Source organism: Aidingimonas halophila, assembly GCF_900106955.1.
Lineage (GTDB): Bacteria > Pseudomonadota > Gammaproteobacteria > Pseudomonadales > Halomonadaceae > Aidingimonas > Aidingimonas halophila.
Map to the genome: position 1 here is coordinate 310457 of NZ_FNNI01000007.1, position 17849 is coordinate 328305.

General features: G+C 56.6%; 21 protein-coding genes and 2 tRNA genes. 12 read left to right on the forward strand and 11 right to left on the reverse strand.

The genetic code is table 11. The features are described 5' to 3' along the window. The first annotated feature begins 43 nt into the window (after nt 1-43). A complete protein-coding gene (locus tag BLW01_RS15020; protein ID WP_229806473.1) occupies nt 44-1324 on the forward strand; it encodes a M18 family aminopeptidase in 1281 nt (426 codons plus the stop codon). Nucleotides 1325-1385: 61 nt separating this feature from the next. Here the strand turns inward: BLW01_RS15020 and BLW01_RS15025 are convergent. The 5 genes from BLW01_RS15025 to BLW01_RS15045 form a co-directional block, all read right to left on the reverse strand. Next, nucleotides 1386-1462: transfer RNA gene (locus tag BLW01_RS15025), tRNA-Met, on the reverse strand. Between the two features lie 54 nt (nt 1463-1516). Continuing rightward, the gene (locus BLW01_RS15030; RefSeq protein WP_092571129.1) at nt 1517-2329 is read right to left on the reverse strand and encodes an AraC family transcriptional regulator; all 813 of its coding nucleotides are present in this window, start codon (nt 2327-2329) and stop codon (nt 1517-1519) included. An 88-nt stretch (nt 2330-2417) separates the two neighbouring features. After that, nucleotides 2418-2816: a hypothetical protein gene (locus tag BLW01_RS15035; RefSeq protein ID WP_373294239.1), complete on the reverse strand. Its 399-nt coding sequence runs from the start codon at nt 2814-2816 to the stop codon at nt 2418-2420. Nucleotides 2817-2865: 49 nt separating this feature from the next. Next, nucleotides 2866-2939 (reverse strand) — tRNA-Gly (locus tag BLW01_RS15040). Nucleotides 2940-3241: 302 nt separating this feature from the next. After that, a complete protein-coding gene (locus BLW01_RS15045) occupies nt 3242-3652 on the reverse strand; it encodes a CBS domain-containing protein (protein ID WP_092571131.1) in 411 nt (136 codons plus the stop codon). A 379-nt stretch (nt 3653-4031) separates the two neighbouring features. On the opposite strand from BLW01_RS15045, the gene BLW01_RS15050 reads away from it, so the two are divergent. Both BLW01_RS15050 and BLW01_RS15055 read left to right on the forward strand, forming a co-directional pair. Next, on the forward strand, nt 4032-4340 hold the full coding sequence (locus tag BLW01_RS15050; RefSeq protein ID WP_229806474.1) for a hypothetical protein: 309 nt from the start codon (nt 4032-4034) through the stop codon (nt 4338-4340). A 113-nt stretch (nt 4341-4453) separates the two neighbouring features. After that, nucleotides 4454-4612, forward strand: a complete 159-nt coding sequence (locus BLW01_RS15055) for a YqaE/Pmp3 family membrane protein (protein WP_092571133.1) — start codon at nt 4454-4456, stop codon at nt 4610-4612. Between the two features lie 47 nt (nt 4613-4659). Here BLW01_RS15055 and glpD read toward each other — a convergent pair whose 3' ends face one another. Then, on the reverse strand, nt 4660-6168 hold the full coding sequence (gene glpD, locus BLW01_RS15060; protein ID WP_092571135.1) for a glycerol-3-phosphate dehydrogenase: 1509 nt from the start codon (nt 6166-6168) through the stop codon (nt 4660-4662). A gap of 219 nt (nt 6169-6387) precedes the next feature. Then, entirely contained in the window at nt 6388-6843 is a 456-nt protein-coding gene (locus BLW01_RS15065; RefSeq protein ID WP_139243941.1) for a DUF6314 family protein, read from the reverse strand. 25 nt (nt 6844-6868) lie between these two features. Here BLW01_RS15065 and BLW01_RS15070 point away from each other — a divergent pair, with 25 nt between their 5' ends. The 8 genes from BLW01_RS15070 to BLW01_RS15105 all read left to right on the forward strand — a co-directional run bounded on the left by BLW01_RS15070 (nt 6869) and on the right by BLW01_RS15105 (nt 13066). Continuing rightward, nucleotides 6869-7747, forward strand: a complete 879-nt coding sequence (locus BLW01_RS15070) for a carboxylate/amino acid/amine transporter (RefSeq protein WP_092571139.1) — start codon at nt 6869-6871, stop codon at nt 7745-7747. A gap of 67 nt (nt 7748-7814) precedes the next feature. Further along, nucleotides 7815-8696, forward strand: a complete 882-nt coding sequence (locus BLW01_RS15075) for an NAD(+) kinase (protein WP_092571141.1) — start codon at nt 7815-7817, stop codon at nt 8694-8696. Next, a complete protein-coding gene (locus BLW01_RS15080; protein ID WP_092571143.1) occupies nt 8696-9685 on the forward strand; it encodes a metallophosphoesterase in 990 nt (329 codons plus the stop codon). The genes BLW01_RS15075 and BLW01_RS15080 overlap by 1 nt, the downstream gene beginning before the upstream one ends. 205 nt (nt 9686-9890) lie before the next feature. After that, nucleotides 9891-10742, forward strand: coding sequence for a rhomboid family intramembrane serine protease (locus tag BLW01_RS15085; protein WP_092571145.1), 852 nt, complete (start codon nt 9891-9893; stop codon nt 10740-10742). Between the two features lie 34 nt (nt 10743-10776). Continuing rightward, nucleotides 10777-11043 (forward strand): YeaC family protein, encoded by a 267-nt coding sequence (locus BLW01_RS15090; protein WP_092571261.1) that lies wholly within the window; start codon nt 10777-10779, stop codon nt 11041-11043. Nucleotides 11044-11081: 38 nt separating this feature from the next. Beyond that, entirely contained in the window at nt 11082-11879 is a 798-nt protein-coding gene (locus tag BLW01_RS15095) for a DUF2797 domain-containing protein (RefSeq protein ID WP_092571263.1), read from the forward strand. 24 nt (nt 11880-11903) lie between these two features. Further along, on the forward strand, nt 11904-12377 hold the full coding sequence (locus BLW01_RS15100) for a GNAT family N-acetyltransferase (RefSeq protein WP_092571147.1): 474 nt from the start codon (nt 11904-11906) through the stop codon (nt 12375-12377). 146 nt (nt 12378-12523) lie between these two features. Next, nucleotides 12524-13066 (forward strand): Hsp20/alpha crystallin family protein, encoded by a 543-nt coding sequence (locus BLW01_RS15105; protein ID WP_175529859.1) that lies wholly within the window; start codon nt 12524-12526, stop codon nt 13064-13066. A gap of 66 nt (nt 13067-13132) precedes the next feature. On the opposite strand, the gene BLW01_RS15110 is transcribed toward BLW01_RS15105, so the two are convergent. The 4 genes from BLW01_RS15110 to BLW01_RS15125 are packed head-to-tail and all read right to left on the reverse strand — an operon-like array spanning nt 13133 to nt 17003. Then, entirely contained in the window at nt 13133-14062 is a 930-nt protein-coding gene (locus BLW01_RS15110; RefSeq protein WP_092571151.1) for a metal ABC transporter permease, read from the reverse strand. Continuing rightward, nucleotides 14059-15273 (reverse strand): metal ABC transporter permease, encoded by a 1215-nt coding sequence (locus tag BLW01_RS15115; protein WP_092571153.1) that lies wholly within the window; start codon nt 15271-15273, stop codon nt 14059-14061. Before BLW01_RS15115 ends, BLW01_RS15110 begins: the two co-directional genes overlap by 4 nt. 3 nt (nt 15274-15276) lie before the next feature. Beyond that, the gene (locus tag BLW01_RS15120) at nt 15277-16077 is read right to left on the reverse strand and encodes a metal ABC transporter ATP-binding protein (RefSeq protein ID WP_092571155.1); all 801 of its coding nucleotides are present in this window, start codon (nt 16075-16077) and stop codon (nt 15277-15279) included. Beyond that, nucleotides 16074-17003, reverse strand: coding sequence for a metal ABC transporter solute-binding protein, Zn/Mn family (locus tag BLW01_RS15125; protein ID WP_217635548.1), 930 nt, complete (start codon nt 17001-17003; stop codon nt 16074-16076). The genes BLW01_RS15120 and BLW01_RS15125 overlap by 4 nt, the downstream gene beginning before the upstream one ends. 355 nt (nt 17004-17358) lie before the next feature. On the opposite strand from BLW01_RS15125, the gene BLW01_RS15130 reads away from it, so the two are divergent. After that, nucleotides 17359-17790, forward strand: a complete 432-nt coding sequence (locus BLW01_RS15130) for a YbaN family protein (RefSeq protein ID WP_092571159.1) — start codon at nt 17359-17361, stop codon at nt 17788-17790. The last annotated feature ends 59 nt before the right edge of the window (nt 17791-17849 follow it).

Below are 17849 nucleotides of genomic sequence, written 5' to 3' on the forward strand. Positions count from 1 at the left end.
ACATAGACCTATCGATGAGGAACTTATGCCCTTAGAGACGACTATGGAACCCTTGTTCGACTTTTTACAGCGTTCTCCTACACCGTGGCATGCTATGGCAACCATGTCGCGGCGTCTCGAGCAGGCAGGGTTTCGTCGCCTGGAAGAGACAGCTCCATGGCAATTGTCCCCGGGTGACAAGGTGTTCGTTACACGTAATGACTCTTCGTTGGTGGCCATGCAACTGCCGGAAGATCGGTTGACCGCTCTGCGCATGATCGGTGCCCACAGTGACAGCCCCGGGTTGCGACTCAAGCCTAACGCCGCTCAGACAGCCCACGGGTGGTTGCAACTTGGTGTCGAAGTGTATGGCGGTGCATTGTTGGCCCCCTGGTACGATCGTGACCTGAGTATTGCCGGACGCGTGCATTTGCTTCGAGATGATGGGCAGGTCGTATCAGTGCTCATCGATGCCGAACGTCCCGTCGCCATGGTGCCTAGCCTGGCGATTCATCTGGATCGTGAGGCAAATAATGGCCGTACCATCAATCCACAGACACAAATGGCCCCAATATTGTTGCAGGGTGGCGACAAAGACGATTTCGTCATGCTACTCAAGCGCTGGGTACATGAGCAACATCAGCTGGGCGATATCACGATTCTGGATTTCGAGTTGCTGCTCTATGATGTTCAGGCGCCCCAGCGGGTGGGGGTGAATCAGGAGTTGATTGCCAGTGCCCGGCTAGACAACCTGTTGTCATGCTTCATGGGATTGGAGGCGCTGCTGTCGAGCGACGGCCGTCAGGGTGCGGCTTTTGTCGCGAACGATCATGAGGAAGTCGGTAGTGCCAGCATGTGTGGTGCTCAGGGACCCTTCCTTGGTGATGTGTTGAAACGGGTCAATGAACAACTTGGTGAACCGGGCGAGGAGGGGTATATCCGTCTGATCCAGGCATCGAGGATGATTTCGTGCGACAACGCTCATGCCTTGCACCCCAATTATCCCGAGAAACACGATGAGACGCATGGACCGACGCTCAATGGGGGCCCGGTCATCAAGGTCAATGCCAATCAGCGCTATGCGACCAACAGCGGCACCGCTGCACTGTTTCGCGATCTTTGCCGGGAGGCGGAAGTACCGGTACAGACGTTCGCGACGCGTGCGGATATGGGGTGCGGTAGTACGATTGGTCCCATAACGGCCACGGAGATCGGCGTGCCAACACTGGATGTGGGCGTGCCGCAGTGGGCGATGCATTCGATTCGTGAAACGGCGGGCGCAGACGATGTGGATTACTTGATCCGAGCACTCACGGCATTCGTCAATCGTCGCGAGTTGATTTGATCGAGCAGAGCAGAGAGGACCAAGAAATAACCCCCACGGGATAACCGGTGGGGGTGACATCTGGTGGCTACGCCCTGACTCGAACAGGGGACCCCATCATTATGAGTGATGTGCTCTGACCAACTGAGCTACGTAGCCGACGGACGCGCATCCTACTGGCACGGACGCGGAGCGTCAAGCGTGAATATCCCGTCACGGCGCTCTTGAAATGGCCAGCCCCTGATTCGAAGCGGCCGGCATACGGCGTAATTCGCTGGGTGGATGATTGTAGGCACGGCGAAAGGCGTGCGAGAGGGCGCTCTGGTTGGCAAATCCGGTACTGGCTGCAATTTCCGACAACGGCTGGTCGGTAGTGGTCAGCAGGTAGCGTGCTGTGCCAAGGCGCTGTCGCAGCAGATATTGATAGGGTGTCAGCCCGGTTTGAGCACGGAAGCATTCGCTGAAGTGAGCTTCACTCAAACAGGCTTCCGCGGCGAGGTCCGCCACTGTCAAGCGTCGGTGAAGGTGGCGTTGTATGAATCGGTCCAGAGCCTTGATGTCCAGACGACGTGCTTGGCGGGAGGGGAGGTGTGGGTGTAGCCGCGTATATAGGCAGCCCAGGAAGGTGGTTGCCAGCATGTCGCCGGTCGTTGTCTGCGGTGCGCCTGACTGACTGTGTGACTGAGCCAGTTCACGCGTCAGAAAGTCCATATAGAGTCGCAAGGGCTCATCGAGCGCGAAAAATCGAGGCGCATCGAACAATCGGGCCAGTTCCCGGTTGGGGCCGGTCATGGCGTGGGAGTCGAGTGGCAGATCCAGGATCAACTGGCGGTTCTCGCCGATTCCCTCGTAGTAGTGGACATGATTGGCTGGAACGATACAGCCGGAAAGAGCTGCAATCGAGCCTCCCAGCCCTTCTATCTCGAATTCGGCATTGCCCGATAACCCGACCACTATCTGATGAAAATCGTGATCGTGGTGTTTGGTCATGTTGTCGAGTGGTATCAAACGTATGGCGCTGGGCATACTTTACCTCGCGAGCAGAAGAATACTGCGCGTTGTTGTCATTATTGACGTCGCCTACCAGACACGCTCGATGGGATCGGTATATCGATCAACGTTCCTGCTGGTGACGGAGTGCATCATGCGAGGCCAAGTGATCTCGCAGGGCTGCCAGTTCCTTCCGTCCGGTGCGTGAAAGTAACGATCCCCCTTGAGACACCTGCCAGGGGCGGCCGTATTCGTCCATGAGGTATTGAGCACGACGTCGTACACTTTCCAGATAGTCATCGTGACGTACCGGGTGGCCGACGATAGCATTCCATTCGGTTTCCGTGACATACCCCTTGATGGTCTTGTCGAACAGTGCCAGCAGGTCTTCGGGCTCCGTGCGATAACGTGGGGTCCGCGAAACCAGCAAGATGCCGATCATACTGCCGAAAATCAGCAGGCAAACGGAAAAAACCAAGAAAAACAATGCCATGACCGAAGCCCGTGACCGTTTGCGCGTCATGCCTCAATCGTGGGTGAGCACTTGGCGGCAGAGCGGTATGGATACGATGTGGAGCGGGTGAAGGGAATCGAACCCTCGTCTTAAGCTTGGGAAGCTTCTGCTCTACCATTGAGCTACACCCGCAAAGGTAAATCCATAGTAAATCCAGTGGCTTACATTACGCAAGAGAGGAACTCCCCCTTCTTGTTTCAAAGGGGTAAGTCCTTGTTTTACCGTTTTGCATTCCTCGACGATAACATTCTGACACATTTCTTTTGAGATGAATGGATAAATTTCTACGTTACGCGGTCATAAGGACAGACGCATGCATTTCGGCATTGGCAATAGCAGTCATGCAGGTTTCGCGTCTTTGCTAGTCGTTTCGATCCTTTCGCCGCCACATGGCAACATGTGGCGGCTTTTATATGGATATCCCGTTGCCATGCTCAACGCCCGGTGCGCATTCGCAGGATGGCATTCAATACATCCCGCCGTGTGACGATACCCGCCAAGCGTTCTTGCTCCGCGACTGGATAGACCTTCGGTTTGGTGCCGAGCATCTCCTGTGCCAGGTCAGTGATGCTCTTGTTGGGTGCAACGGATAGCACCTCGTGGCGCATGAGTTCGCGGACCAATGGTGGTTCGTCATTGAGATAGGCGCTTTCCAGCAGCTTTCCCAAAACATCTTGTTCGGAAATGAAGCCGATCAGGAAATCCCGGTCATCGACCACCGGGGCGCCAGGTAGTCGATGCAGTGCCAGTCCGGACACCAGCGTGGATACCGAGGTGTTGGCTTTAACCCGGTAGCAGTCGCGGGACATGATGTCGCGAACAATGGTGGGCGCCTTATTGGTCATGGTGAGTCTCCTTATACCCATGGGCGTGACCCGAACACACGCTATGTTCAACATCAGCATAGCTGAGTCTCGCCATCACCAACTGTGAAGCGCTGAAGACAATAGCCAACGGTGCGTGTCGAGGTGCTCTAGCGTTCGGGGATCGAGTCAGGTGCCGTCTCGTGATGCTCACTCGCTCATGGCTGCTGGCAAGGGAACACGGCGACGATCTTGGGTTCCAATGATTCAGGAGGTCGTATCCGGTTTTCCTCTTGAAACGGCGCCGGTTGGCCTGCACATCGTGTGGACATACATCCGTTTGCATCGACCTTGGCAGCAGGACGTATCGATAGCACGACAATGGCCGGTGAGAGCGCTGACGGTAGTGGAGGCTGGCATCATGGATGCACGCGAATATCTCGCTAAAAAAGGGATCAACCTCGATGACGAGGATGATAAACCGAATACCTTGGAAGAACTGGCTTGGTTACGAGCCCGAGAAGCCAGTCAGCATCGCCCCAATTCAGGCACCCCCTATGATTGGGAGGACTGGGAGAGGTATCACGATACGCTGGCTGAAGGGGCCGAGCAGATCGAACAGAAGATCGATCCCGAGGCACATGTGCACTATCAGGATGGGGTTGGAATCTACAATCCCGCTGATGAACGAGCGACAGATTCGGAGGAGGGGGCGCGAAAAAAGCAGTGAATGACATGGCAAGGGATGCCGCGACCTTCCGCGATGTCAGGACAGCCAGCTCACCGGTAACGCCTCGATCGGTGAGCCATGAAATGAGGCAAGATCATGGAGGAGTGTTCAAGATGGATCTGATTCGCATCATTTTTGCCATTCTGTTGCCGCCGGTGGGCGTGTTCCTGCAGGTCGGTCTGGGGCTGCACTTTTGGGTCAACATCCTGTTGACCTTGTTGGGCTATGTGCCAGGTATCGTTCATGCCGTCTGGATCATTGCCCGGCGCTGATGATGGCGTACCGTGAAGGGGCGGGCGATGCTCGAGAGTCGCCCGACTCAAGCGGTGGCGGCGCTGCAATGTTGACGTGCCATGTAGTGCTGGAGATGATCGCGTTCCGTCGGACCAAAACGTAGACCGATCTTTGTCCGGCGCCAGAGGATATCCTCGGCATCGGCTGCCCATTCGTGAGTGATGAGGTAATCGACTTCACGTTGTGTCAGGCCGGCGCCGAAGTGCTCACCTAGATCAGCGGCAGAGCGGCAGCTCTCCAGGAACGTCAAGCACAGGCTTCCATAACTCGAGGCGAAACGCCGTGCGCGATGCTCTCCAAGAAAAGGATAGTCTCTTAATAACTGTTGCTCGAAATCATGCTGTGATTCGATATCACCGCCGGGCAGTTGTTTGTCGGCCGTCCAGGGCTTGCCCATCCCGGGGAAGCTGTCAGCCAATTCCCGCATCGCTGACTCGGCCAATTTGCGGTAGGTGGTGATCTTGCCGCCGTATACGGACAGCATCGGTGCTCCGCCTGCATCCAGGTCAAGCGTGTAATCGCGGGTCATCGCCGAAGGGTCTGCGGACTCGTCATCGCAGAGCGGGCGTACCCCTGTGAAATGGCTGACGATGTCCTTCCGGTCGAGAGTTTCCTTGAAATGGTGGTTTACCACCTCCAGCAGATAGTCCACTTCGTCATCGGCCATGGCGATGTGTGACAAGTCGCCTTCATAGCGACGGTCGGTAGTGCCGATCAGGCTGAAATCCTGCTGGTACGGCAGTACGAATACGATGCGGCCATCGCGATTCTGGAGAATGTAGGCACGTTCATCGTGATTCAGGCGAGGCACGACCAGATGGCTGCCCTGGATCATGCGGATTCCATAACGAGATTGGCGCTGCGTACCATGTCTGATGAAGGATTCCACCCACGGCCCCGCAGCATTCACCAATGCGCTTGCCCGGCACATATACCGTTTGCCTGATTGCGTATCTTCCAATGTCAGAACCCAGCCCCCTTCAATTTCGCGGGCATCGATGCAGCGGGTGCGTACCCGGATGTCGGCTCCGAATTGACGTGCTTGAATCGCATTGAGGATGACCAGCCGAGCATCATCCACCCAGCAATCAGAGTATTCGAAGCCCTTGGCGATGTCTTGCCGAAGCGGGGTGTCGATACCAAAGCGAATGCCGCGTGAGCCTGCCAGGCTGTCCCGTTTGCCGAGGTGATCGTACAGGAACAGTCCCAGGCGAATCATCCAGGCCGGGCGGAGATGGGGTTGGTGGGGCAGGATGAAGCGTAGGGGCCAGACGATATGGGGCGCTTTTCGGAGCAAGACTTCGCGCTCTTGAAGCGCTTCTCTCACCAGACGGAATTCGCAGTGTTCGAGATAACGCAGTCCGCCATGGATCAGTTTGCTGCTGGCGGATGATGTCGCACTTGCCAAGTCAGCCTGCTCGCAGAGGCCGACGGCCAGGCCTCGCCCCGCTGCATCATTGGCGATTCCCGTCCCATTAATGCCTCCGCCGACGACGAACAGGTCATAGTGCGGGAGAGTCGAAGTATCGTTCATGTCGCATCACGTCGTGTGGTGTTTGAAAACGAACATATACGAACAAAAAGCGAACATCAATAGGGAGGCTAAGGGATACTGCCTGATCCCACCACTACCTCATTCCAAAAGGCATGTCATTGAGTGCTTCAGGGAGAACGTCAACGAAGAGTGGTTTTTCGATGTTACATATTTAATTTCGGAATAGAACATTGTGGGGCGATGATTGTCACTCGTTTTTCACTGGTAACGATACGCAAGGTACTCTTCCTTGCGAGGGCCACGTATGGTCCAGCATAACGTGAATCCTTGGGCATCGAGCGTGAGCCGCGCGGCATAATGGTCGTCGCCGCATAAATGCGGGATGGCGGATACCAGGGTGTTCTCATCATCCCCCGGGATCAGGTCGAGCAGCCAGACGGCCTGATCACTGCCTCGGCGTTCATGATATAACTGGATCCTGTCTTCCAGAGGCTGCCACCGGTACACATTGGTGAAAGCGACAGAGGCCGAGCGATCGCGGAGGTTGAACGTTCCCGATTCATAGAAACGCAGGCCGTCGCTATCTGATACGACCTCGACTCGTCCATTGCCTTTTCCTGTCCATTGGCAAGACGACATTGCTCCCGATGTCGCTGTAAAGGTCAGCTGGCGTATTGCCGTGAGCCGGGTCGTCAGGCGTATAATAGCTGTCAACTTGTTATCCTGGTGGAGTTTACTGATGGGGTTGCTACTCGGTGTCACAGGCCTGTGGGCCTTCTCGTTCTCATTGATCGGTGTTTACCTTTCCGGACAGGTAGATAGCTACTTCGCCGTTCTGATCCGAATTGCGTTGGCCACCCTATTGTTCCTGCCTTTCTTGCGGCCTGATGCGTTGTCACATCGGCTCAAGCTGGCGCTGATGGGCGTCGGTGCTGTTCAGCTTGGCATCATGTATATCTTCTTCTACCAGTCCTTCCTGCTGTTATCGGTGCCGGAAGTCCTGCTTTTCACCATTTTTACACCGCTATACGTCACGCTGATAGACGATGCCATGGCTGGACGCTTCACACCATTCTATCTGGTTACCGCCGCGCTCGCTGTCATCGGGGCGGCCCTCATACGTTATCAAGGCGTGGATAGTGGTTTCTGGCTGGGGTTCCTGGTCGTACAGGGAGCCAATATTTGCTTTGCGCTAGGGCAGGTTGCCTATCGACATCTGATGCCGCGGCTTCCCGCGTCGTTGCCGGCATACAGTGTTTTCGGCTGGTTCTATGTCGGGGCCCTCGTATTTGCCGCTCTGGCTTATTGGCTGTTTGGCAATAGCGGACAATTACCCTCTACGGGAGTGCAGTGGGGTGTCCTCGCCTGGTTGGGGCTGGTTGCATCGGGATTGGGATACTTCCTCTGGAACCAGGGGGCCACGCGTGTCGATGCGGGAGCGCTGGCGATCATGAATAATGCGTTGATTCCGGCAGGTTTGGCGGTCAACCTTCTGATCTGGAACCGTGATGCGGACCTTGTGCGTCTTTTCCTGGGGGGCGCCGTGATCGTGCTGTCGCTGGTCGTCAATGAGTGGTGGGTCAAGCGCCACCGTCGGCCCGTGACGTCGGTGGGTTGATGGACAGGATTTGCCGCTCCCGTACCGAGTCCGCATAATGACGGGCTCGGTGCAGGCGGGAGTGCGCATGACCAAATTCAAAACGATCGGCCTGATTGGTCGCATGGGTAGTGCCAGAGTCGTCGATACGCTGCGACGCTTGATACGTTTCCTCGATGCTCATGAGTATCACGTCATTCTCGAGGACCGTACCGCCACAGTCCTGCTCGATCATGGTCAACAGGAAGCCAGCCGCCCCATGCTGGGGGAAATCTGTGATCTGGTGATTGTGGTTGGTGGCGATGGCAGCTTGCTGGGTGCGGCACGGGCCTTGTGTCGTAGTGGAACCCCGGTGCTGGGGGTCAATCGTGGTCGGCTGGGATTCCTGACGGATATCTCCCCCGATGAAATCGAGGAGAAGGTTGGCGAAGTGCTGGCCGGTCAGTATGAACTGGAGGAGCGCTTTCTACTGGATGCCGAGGTGTATCGAGGCGGTAAACTGATCGGTGAGGCCGATGCCCTGAATGATGTCGTCATGCATCCCGGCAAGGCCGTGCGAATGATCGAGTTTGAGCTGTTCATCAATGATCAGTTCGTTTACAGCCAGCGCAGTGATGGCTTGATCGTGGCGACACCGACCGGATCCACAGCCTATGCATTGTCCGGGGGTGGGCCTATCGTCCAACCCAAGCTGGATGCCATCACGCTGGTCCCGATGTTTCCACATACGCTATCCAGCCGGCCGATTGTCGTCGATGCCTCGTCAGAAATTCGAATCCATATCGGTGAAACCAACGAAACCTACCCGCATGTGAGTTGCGACGGACAAACGCGTGTGGTGTCCAAGCCCGACGATATTCTCTACGTGCGACGCAAACCGCAACGGCTGAAATTGCTGCATCCTTTCGGTCACAATTACTACGAGGTCTGCCGCAGCAAGCTTGGTTGGAGCAGTCGGCTGGGGGATTAATGGAGAGTGAAGGCTACGATCTGATTGGTGATGTTCACGGTTGTGGCGCTACTCTGGCCGCGCTTCTGGAGCGACTGGGCTATCAGCAGCATGGTGGTGTCTATCGGCATCCGTATCGGTGTGCCATCTTCCTCGGCGATCTCATCGATCGGGGGCCTCGAGTACGCCTCGCGGTGACCATTGCCAAGCGAATGGTCGATGCCGGGGAGGCGTTTATCGTGCTGGGAAATCACGAGATCAATGCATTGACGTATAGCCGCCGGGAAGCCGGCGATACACACCGGTGGCTGCGTGCTCATACGCCACGACATAACCGTGTCATCAAGGAGACGTTGGAACAGTATCGTCAGCATCCCGGAGAATGGCTGGAGACACTGGATTGGTTCATGCGTCTGCCGCTGTTCCTGGAATTCGACGAATTCCGGGTTGTGCATGCCTGCTGGGATCAGGTGCTCATCGATACATTGCGACAGTCATATCCCGATGGTCGTATCGACGAGGATTTTCTCCAGCGTTCAGTGCATCCCGGTACGGAAGCGTTTGCTATCCTCGACCGGCTGACGCGAGGCACTCAACTGCCGTTACCCTCGGATGTCGAAGTTCGATCTGGCGACGGTTTTATCCGTCGCAGTTTTCGAACCCACTTCTGGGCACGACATCCGAGAACCTATGGCGATGTGATCTTCCAGCCGGACAACTTGCCAGGTGAGCTGGAGTGGCGGGAGCTTTCCGAGGCCGAGCGACAACAGTTGAGCTACTATGGCCCTGAGCAACCACCACTGTTTATCGGCCATTACTGGTGCGAGGGAATTCCGGCACTCCCTACGTCGAATATTGCCTGCCTGGACTATAGCGCAGTAAAACAGGGGCGATTGGTGGCGTATCGCTGGTGCGGTGAGTCTCGTCTCGATGCGGATCATTTTACCTGGGTGAGTGTGCCGAAAGAGGAGCGGATCCGGCCTCAGCCCTGGGAAATCGAACTCGATTGATGCTGAAACAAATTATTACATAATTATCTGAATCTGGTGTGAACTCATCGGGCTTGTCGTTATCAGAGTAGGTGTTCCCTTGAATGATCCCTTGCTCTTATCCGGCGGCCCTCTCCGCCGGATTTTTTCTGCGCGTTTACCCGCATGAATGGCCGTGATTGTTATCATTGGATAATTCGCCTTGCTGCCGTATTAAGGATGTTGCATGTACAGGGTTCTCAGGCTGCCGCGGGATACTGACACACGGCCGCTGCGTGAAGCGCTATGGGCGCATCGTATTGGTCACCGCTTCACCGAGGATGATGAAGGCTACACGTTGTGGCTGGCCAACCCGGAACAGCAGGATGAGATGTTGCGACTGCTGGAACGCTGGCAGCGGGGCGAACCGTTGTTACCGACGGAGGAGCGAGTTCGCCGTCGTGCCCGGTCGTCCACATTGTTACAGACATTCGCTCTGGCGCCTCTCACAGCGGCACTGCTGGTGCTGTGTCTGATCGTCTTCGGGTTGATGGCGATACTGGGAGATCTGGCCATCGCCATGTTGACCATCGTGCCGATCGGTGTTGTCAACGGCAGCCTGAGTACCGGCGATCTGACGACGACCCTGGCATCGGGGCAAGTATGGCGCTTGTTTTCTCCGGCGCTGCTGCATTTCGGTTGGATGCACCTGATCTTCAACATGATGTGGCTGTGGTATTTCGGCCGTCAGGTCGAGTCGATTCAGGGCAGTGGCCGCATGGCATTGCTCGTGGCGGCAAGCATGCTGGGAGGGAATATCGCCCAATATGCCACGGGAACCGTGTTGTTCGGCGGAATGTCCGGTGTCGATTTTGCATTGTTGGGGTACGTGTGGCTGATGTCTCGTCGTGTGCCCCACAGTGGTTTCTTCGTCCCCCAGATGCTGGTCGTTTTCATGTTGGCCTGGATGGTATTCACGATGACCGACTTTGCCGCTGTCGTGGGCTTCGGCAATGTTGCCAATGAGGCCCATTTGGGTGGTCTTGTCGTGGGGCTGGCGCTGGGCTGGTATTATTCAGGGCGCATGCGCCGGTCATGAGGTGCAGGTACGTTTCGATTCCGCGAGTGGCGATATGAGTGAAATGACGTTCGACAAGATGGTTCAGCAGATGACGCCGTCAATTTATGACAGTCTCAAACAGGCGGTGCAACTGCGTAAATGGCCTGATGGCCGTGAGCTCAGTCGCGATCAGGTCGAGCTATGCCTGGAAGCTGTCATCAAGTACGAGATCGAGCATCAGGTGCCCGAATCGCAACGGGTGGGCTATCTGGATCGTTCGGGGTGTGGCAGTGAAGATCGGCATGGGATGAAAGAGGACGGTGTGACGTGGGTGAACTGAACGGTCGGCGAGCCGACCTGCATGGGTGCTTGACAAAGATGGCTGTCGAGCCGGGGCTGTCAGGGGCGCCGGCCAGTTATGCCCTGCGTGCCGGAAACGGCGAACTGGATCTCAATGTACGGCTAGGGCAACGGCTGACACTCGAATGGACGGGGGCCATCGCCTGTACGCACTGTGGCAGGCCCACCCGCAAGAGTTTCGCACAAGGGTATTGTTACCCTTGTTTCAAGACGTTGGCGCAATGCGATACCTGTATCGTCAAACCGGAACTCTGTCATTTCTTCGAAGGCACCTGCCGGGAACCCGAATGGGGAGAGCGCCACTGTTTTCAGCCCCATGTGATCTATCTGGCCAACTCTTCCGGGCTCAAGGTCGGGATTACGCGGCGCACTCAAGTTCCCACACGATGGCTGGATCAGGGAGCCATCCAGGCCCTGCCCATCCTGGAAGTCGATACCCGCCAACAAGCCGGTTTCGTTGAGGTTCTGTTCAAGGAGCAGGTTGCAGACCGTACCAACTGGCGAGCCATGCTCAAGGGGGAGGTCGATAGACTCGATCTGCGGGCCGAACGCGACCGATTGCTCGATCAACTCGCTAGTGGGCTGTCGAATCTGCGTGAACGGTTTGGGGAAGAAGCCATTCGTACACTCGATGCGCCACCGGTTGAGCTCAACTATCCGGTTCATGAATTTCCTCGCAAGATTGTCTCGCATAATTTTGATAAACGGCGTGATGTAGCCGGAATATTGATGGGTATCAAAGGGCAGTATCTGCTGTTTGATACAGGGGTAATCAACTTGCGCAAATTTACCGGTTACGAGGTCATGGTCAGCTGACAGACAGTCGAGGGAACGTGAACAATGACCATCCACCTCCGGTATGCATACCCGGCTGATCTGGATGAGATGTATCGTCTTGAACGGTGCTGTTTCGATGAGGACGCTTTCAACCGCCGTCAACTGATGCACATGCTGGCACGAGCCAATGCCAGTGTCTGGATAGCGATGGGCGATCTGGAAGAGGCGCTGGGGTATGCCATTATCCTGTATCGACGCAACAGCCGTGTGGCGCGGCTGTATTCATTCTGCGTTGTTCCCGAGGTGCGAAGGCGCGGTGTCGGTCGGCGTCTGATCGAGGCCGTGGAGTGCGATGCAGCAAGACGTCAGTGCGATCGCCTGGTGCTTGAGGTGCGCGCCGATAACCGTGCCGCGTTGGCGCTTTACCGACGCACGGGCTTCCTGCTACGTCGCTGGTTGGATGATTACTATGCCGATGGATGTGCCGCCTGGCAGATGGACAAGCCGATCAGCCGGGAGACTACTATTGCCGGCTGAGTGCATATTTCTTCACGGTGGTGATTTCCCCTCCCTTGAAAAACACTGTCTAGTCCCTATATAGTCCATTGAAGACGTTGGTTTTCGCTGTTTGGTTGACTTAGGTCATGTGTTGTATGTGCGTCACGGAAAAAAGGAGGTGGCGTATGAATCTGCACAAACTCTCTCCCTGGAATTGGTTCAAGAGCGAAGATCAGGAAACAAGCCAGGTGCCGGTGTCTTCCGCGGTCGAACCCTCGCGCGATATCTCGCCTGTATGGCAGATGCATCGTGAATTGGATCGTTGGATGGATAATGTGCTTCGACGCTGGAACTTTCCAGTGGGTCAGGAGGCATTCGGCTCCGTGGAAGGCATGTTGAGGCCCAGTGTCGATATCGCCGAACGAGATGATGAATACCGTCTTAGTATCGAAGTCCCCGGTGTCGATCGTGATGATTTGAAGTTATCTCTGGACGACCATCGTCTGGTCGTTGAGGGTGAAAAGCGACAGGAGAGTCGGAACGACGATGATCGATACCAGCGTGTCGAGCGTGTCTATGGAAGGTTTCGGCGCGTACTGGATCTGCCCGGAGACGCCAACGTCGAGGATATTCGTGCCGATTTCGCCAATGGCGTATTGACCGTCACTCTGCCGCGCGACCCTGAAGCCTCTTCGGCACGGCGCGACATTCCTATTCAACCTTCGTGATGTATCCCGGAGGCGATACACGACAAGGGCCCGCTTCGGCGGGCTCTTGTCGTACGTGCTGACGATTCAGTCGGCTGCCATGCGAGCCATGGCCCCATGTCTCCTGGGGCCGAAGAGACAGGCAAAGAGGAGAATGATCCCCGAGACGCTGGCGATCATCCCGGCAGCACTGAGTGACACGTCATGGCCGAACCAACCCGGCCCGTAACCGGCCAGAACATAACCGAGCACTGCACTGGCAAAGGCGAATACCTGACTCCAGGCGATCTGGGGTAATAGCCTGTCTGTCATTAGTCGTGCGCTGGCAGCCGGACAGATGAACATGGCGATGACGAGAATCGAGCCGACCGCCTCGAAAGCGGCAATGGCGGTGATGGCGACCATGATGACCAGTGTGACATCGGTTAATAGCGGATGGGCCCTGACACTGGCGGCAAAAGCCGGGTCGAAACTGCCGATGACCAATGGGCGCCAGGCCACGACCACGAAAATGGCTACCAAGAGGCCAACCCAGGCAACACGTGGCAATTGCGGTGGCAATTCAGCCAGCGCGGCGGGATCGAACAGCGCGGTCCAGTCCAGTCCCTCGAACCAGATCAGGCTCTCCAGATTGCCGTATAGCGCATGCTGGACATCAATATGGACGCCACTGGCATCGCTCATTTCCAGCATCAATACGCCGAGGGCGAAGATTGCGGTGAACGCCACCCCCATGGCGGCACTGGACTCTACCCGGCCCAGTCGCTTGATAGCCTCGATCAAGACCAGGGTGACGATGGCTGCCACGCCGGCGCCGATCATCATGGCGGAAGCCGCAAGCGTGCCCGTGATCAGGAAGCTGGCGACAATACCTGGCAATGCCACATGGCTGATGGCATCGCCTATCAGGCTCTGGCGACGCAATACCAGAAAGTTGCCGAGCAGAGCGCAACTCATGCTACTGATGATCGCGACCAGCAGTGGTGCCAGACTGAGGATCAGAAAATCACTGCTCATCGGGCACTCCTTGCCGGTGAGGGCAGACGATTCTCCAAGGATGACACCATATCCGGAGGCAGCGACTCTTCAATGGGGTCCAGGCCCTGATGATCCAGTTGTGCCGCTTCATCTGGATAGAGTTGCCGATACAGGCTCCACAGATGTTCCTCATGTTCGGCGTCGCGTGCGGCGACCCGCCCAGGCGGTGTTGCCACACCATCCCGGCGTATGTAGCCATGGCGACGCAGGACCTTGAGCGTCAGGTCATCGTAGATGGCCTCATCCCGTGCCAGGGAAAGCAGCCCTTGACGCAAGTGGACCCGACGGCGGAAACGGTGTTGAGCGAGCAGCATGGCCACCATCCCGCGACGTGGCGAGAACAGCAGACCGATCGAGAACAGCAAGAAAGCGGTGAGCACGATCAGCGGTCCTGTCGGTAATCCTGAAGCGCTGCTGGATGCTGCGGCCCCGATATAACCCGACAAGGCGCCACACAAGGCGGCGATAGCGATGAGGCGTGACGGTCGGTCGGTCCAGAATCGCCCTGTCACGGGCGGGATGATGGTGAGCGCCACGATCAGGATCAGACCGGTGACCTTGAGTCCGATGACCGTCACCGTAAGCAGTAGTAGCAACATCATCATATCGATGTGATCGGCATTGATGCCACGGGTATAGGCGTACTGCCGGTCAAAGCAGACCAGTAGGAACTGGCGCCGGAACATGAACACGACAATCAGCACAACCAGGGCGCTGATGCCGATCAGTTGCGCTTCACTGGCAAGCATTCCGGCCGTGGCGCCGACCAGGTAGCTATCGATCCCTGATTGCCCTTTGACATTCAGCGCTTGTACCACCGTGATCAGAACGACGCCAAGGCCGAAAAGGGTCGAGAGAACGGCACCGATGGCGGCATCTTCTCCCAGGCGAGTGCGGCTCGAGATGGCTTGTACACCCCACAAGCCGATCGCTGCACTGGCGGCAGCTCCGATCAGCAGTCCCGGGAGCCAGCGACCATCTCCCGTCAACAGGGCAAGGATGATGAATGCCAGGACCAGTCCCGGCAACGTGGCGTGACTGACGGCATCGCTGACCAGCGAACGTTTGCGCAGGACAATGAAACTGCCGATCATTCCGGCACTGGCTCCGAGCATGGCGGAACCGAGAGTGACCAGAGTGGTATTGTAGCCGGCGGTGAATGTCAGTGCTTGCCAGAACGAGTCGATCATGACTCAAACCTGCGATGTCGATGAGTCCGGGGTAGCGATTCTTTCAAGCTGAATCGTGTTGAGACGACCACCATAAGTCTGCTGAAGGTTCTCGGCAGTGAAGACGTCGTCCACCGGCCCCATGGCGATGCGGCGAATATTGAGCAGCAGGACATGATCGAAGTACTCGCGAACGGTGGACAGGTCATGGTGCACGCACAGCAGCGTCTTGCCTTCCCGCTTGAGTGATTTCAATACCTCGATGATGGCTTTCTCGGTGGCGGCATCGACACCGGCGAAGGGTTCATCGAGGATGGTCAGGTCGGCCTCCTGGGCTAGGGCGCGTGCCAGGAATACGCGCTGTTGCTGACCGCCGGACAACTGTCCGATCTGGCGTTCGGCAAAGGCATCCATGCCAACCCGGGTCAGGCACTCCATGGCCTTGTTGCGATGGTGACGGCGTGTCAGCTGCCACCATCGCATGGTATGGAACAGGCCCATGAGGACGACTTCCAGAACCGTGGTCGGGAAGTCCCAGTCGACGCTGCTGCGTTGAGGCACGTAAGCCAGGCGATGTGCCTGAGAACGATAGGGTTGACCATAGACCCGAATGTCCCCGGATAGACGGGGTGCGATGCCCAAGGCTGCCTTGAGCAGCGTCGATTTTCCGGCACCGTTCGGACCGACAATGGCTGTCAAGCTGCCGGCAGGAACATGACAGTCGACCGAAAAGACCACTGGTTTTTGACCGTAGCTGATCGTCAACCCAGTGATGGCCAATGGGCTGCTATCGGCAGCATGTTGCGAGGCATTGAACGGTTTCACTGATTGTCCTCCGCATCGTCTGCCAGCTTGGCATTCAGTCCGTGAGCCGGAGCCTCACCGCCCAGAGCACGTGTGATGTACGTGACATTATGGTCGATCATACCAATATAGGTTCCTTCATACGTTCCCGCAGGGCCCATGGCATCCGAGAAAAGTTCGCCGCCCACCGATACGTCATGGCCTTGTGAGGCAGCGCCTTCGATCAAGGCCTCGATATTGCGGCGTGGTACCGAGGATTCGATGAAAATGGCGCTGATTTGACGCTCCACCAGCAAATCGACCAGATTCTCGATGCGGGCCAGTCCGGCTTCACTTTCGGTGGAAAATCCCTGGATACCCAGGACGTCATAGCCATAGGCATCACCGAGATAGCCGAACGCATCGTGTGCCGTCACGAGGATCTGCGAGGACTCGGGGACGCTGGACAGGGTTTTCCGGGCGTATTCGTCGAGGCGATCCAACTGTGTCAGAAAGTCCTCGGCATTGGCCTGGTAATCCTCCCGGTGCTCAGGGTCGAGTTCAATCAAGGCATCGCGGGCGGCTTCAGCGACATAGCGCCACCTCTGAGGATCCATCCAGATATGCGGGTCATATTGATCGCTGTAGTCTTCATGAGACAGGCGCTGATCCTCCGGTACCGCCTCGCCCAGTGCGAAAACGGGACGGTGCTCCGATAGCCGGAATAGAAACTCCTCGAGTTGGGCTTCCAGATAGAGGCCGTTCCAGAAAATGGCATCCGCGCGTGTCATGGCAGCGATGTCGCTTCGTGTCTGACGATACAGGTGGGGGTCGACACCTGGTCCCATGAGGTTGCGGATGCTGATATGGTCTCCACCGATCTGATGCAGGGTATCGGCCACCATCCCTGTGGTCGCAACGATGTCGAGCCGTTCTTCAGACGCTGCCGGCCCGGACGACAGGGGCATCAGGCCTATTGTGAGTGTCACTAGACAAGAATGGACAATGCGTGAGATTGACATCGTAGTCCTTTCGCCCGGAGTCCGCCTGACTGAGTCGTGATGATCCTGGGTAATGCGTTGGAAACGCTAATTGAAACCCTCTAGATAGCCTATAGATGGAACCCATTTCCCCGAGTCGGGACGTTGCGTTTCAATGAAAGCTAATGAATCTGGCGTGTTGTGTGTACGAACGCGTACCAGTTACATGACTCATGATGCTACACTATACAGGTCGTTCGATGCCGGTTCGACTCGGGGTGGAAAATAAATGCGGTGTCGTCGATGACGTTTCGTCGACATCGTATTGCAAGGAGAAAGTTGGATGCCACGATCGTTGACCAAGTCGACGTTCCCCGTCTTTCGGTCGGCACGCCAATTGTTATATCTGGTTCTGGCCTGGTTCAGTTTCGGCCTGGGCGTCATAGGCATGTTTCTTCCTCTGATGCCAACGACCTGCTTCATGTTGTTGGCGGTATGGGCGGCATCCAAAGGGTCTCCTCGCTTTGCCCGTTGGATTCGCGGGCATCCCCGGTTCGGTCCGTCGGTAGTTGCCTGGGAGAGCGAGCGGGCCATTCCTCGTCATGCCAAGATCCTGGCTGTGGTCATGCTGGCTGCGTCCATACTCATTATTATCCTGACCGTCAGTTTGTGGATCGTGAAACTGGGGCTTGCCTTGGGGTTGACGGGATTGGCGATCTGGATACTGACACGCCCCGAACCTCGCCATAGCTCTGCTGTCACGGATAAGTCGTGACATCGTGGCGGCCTGACCGTGAAACTCGCCTGTCTTCAATCGCTTGTCCTCGGCTTTGA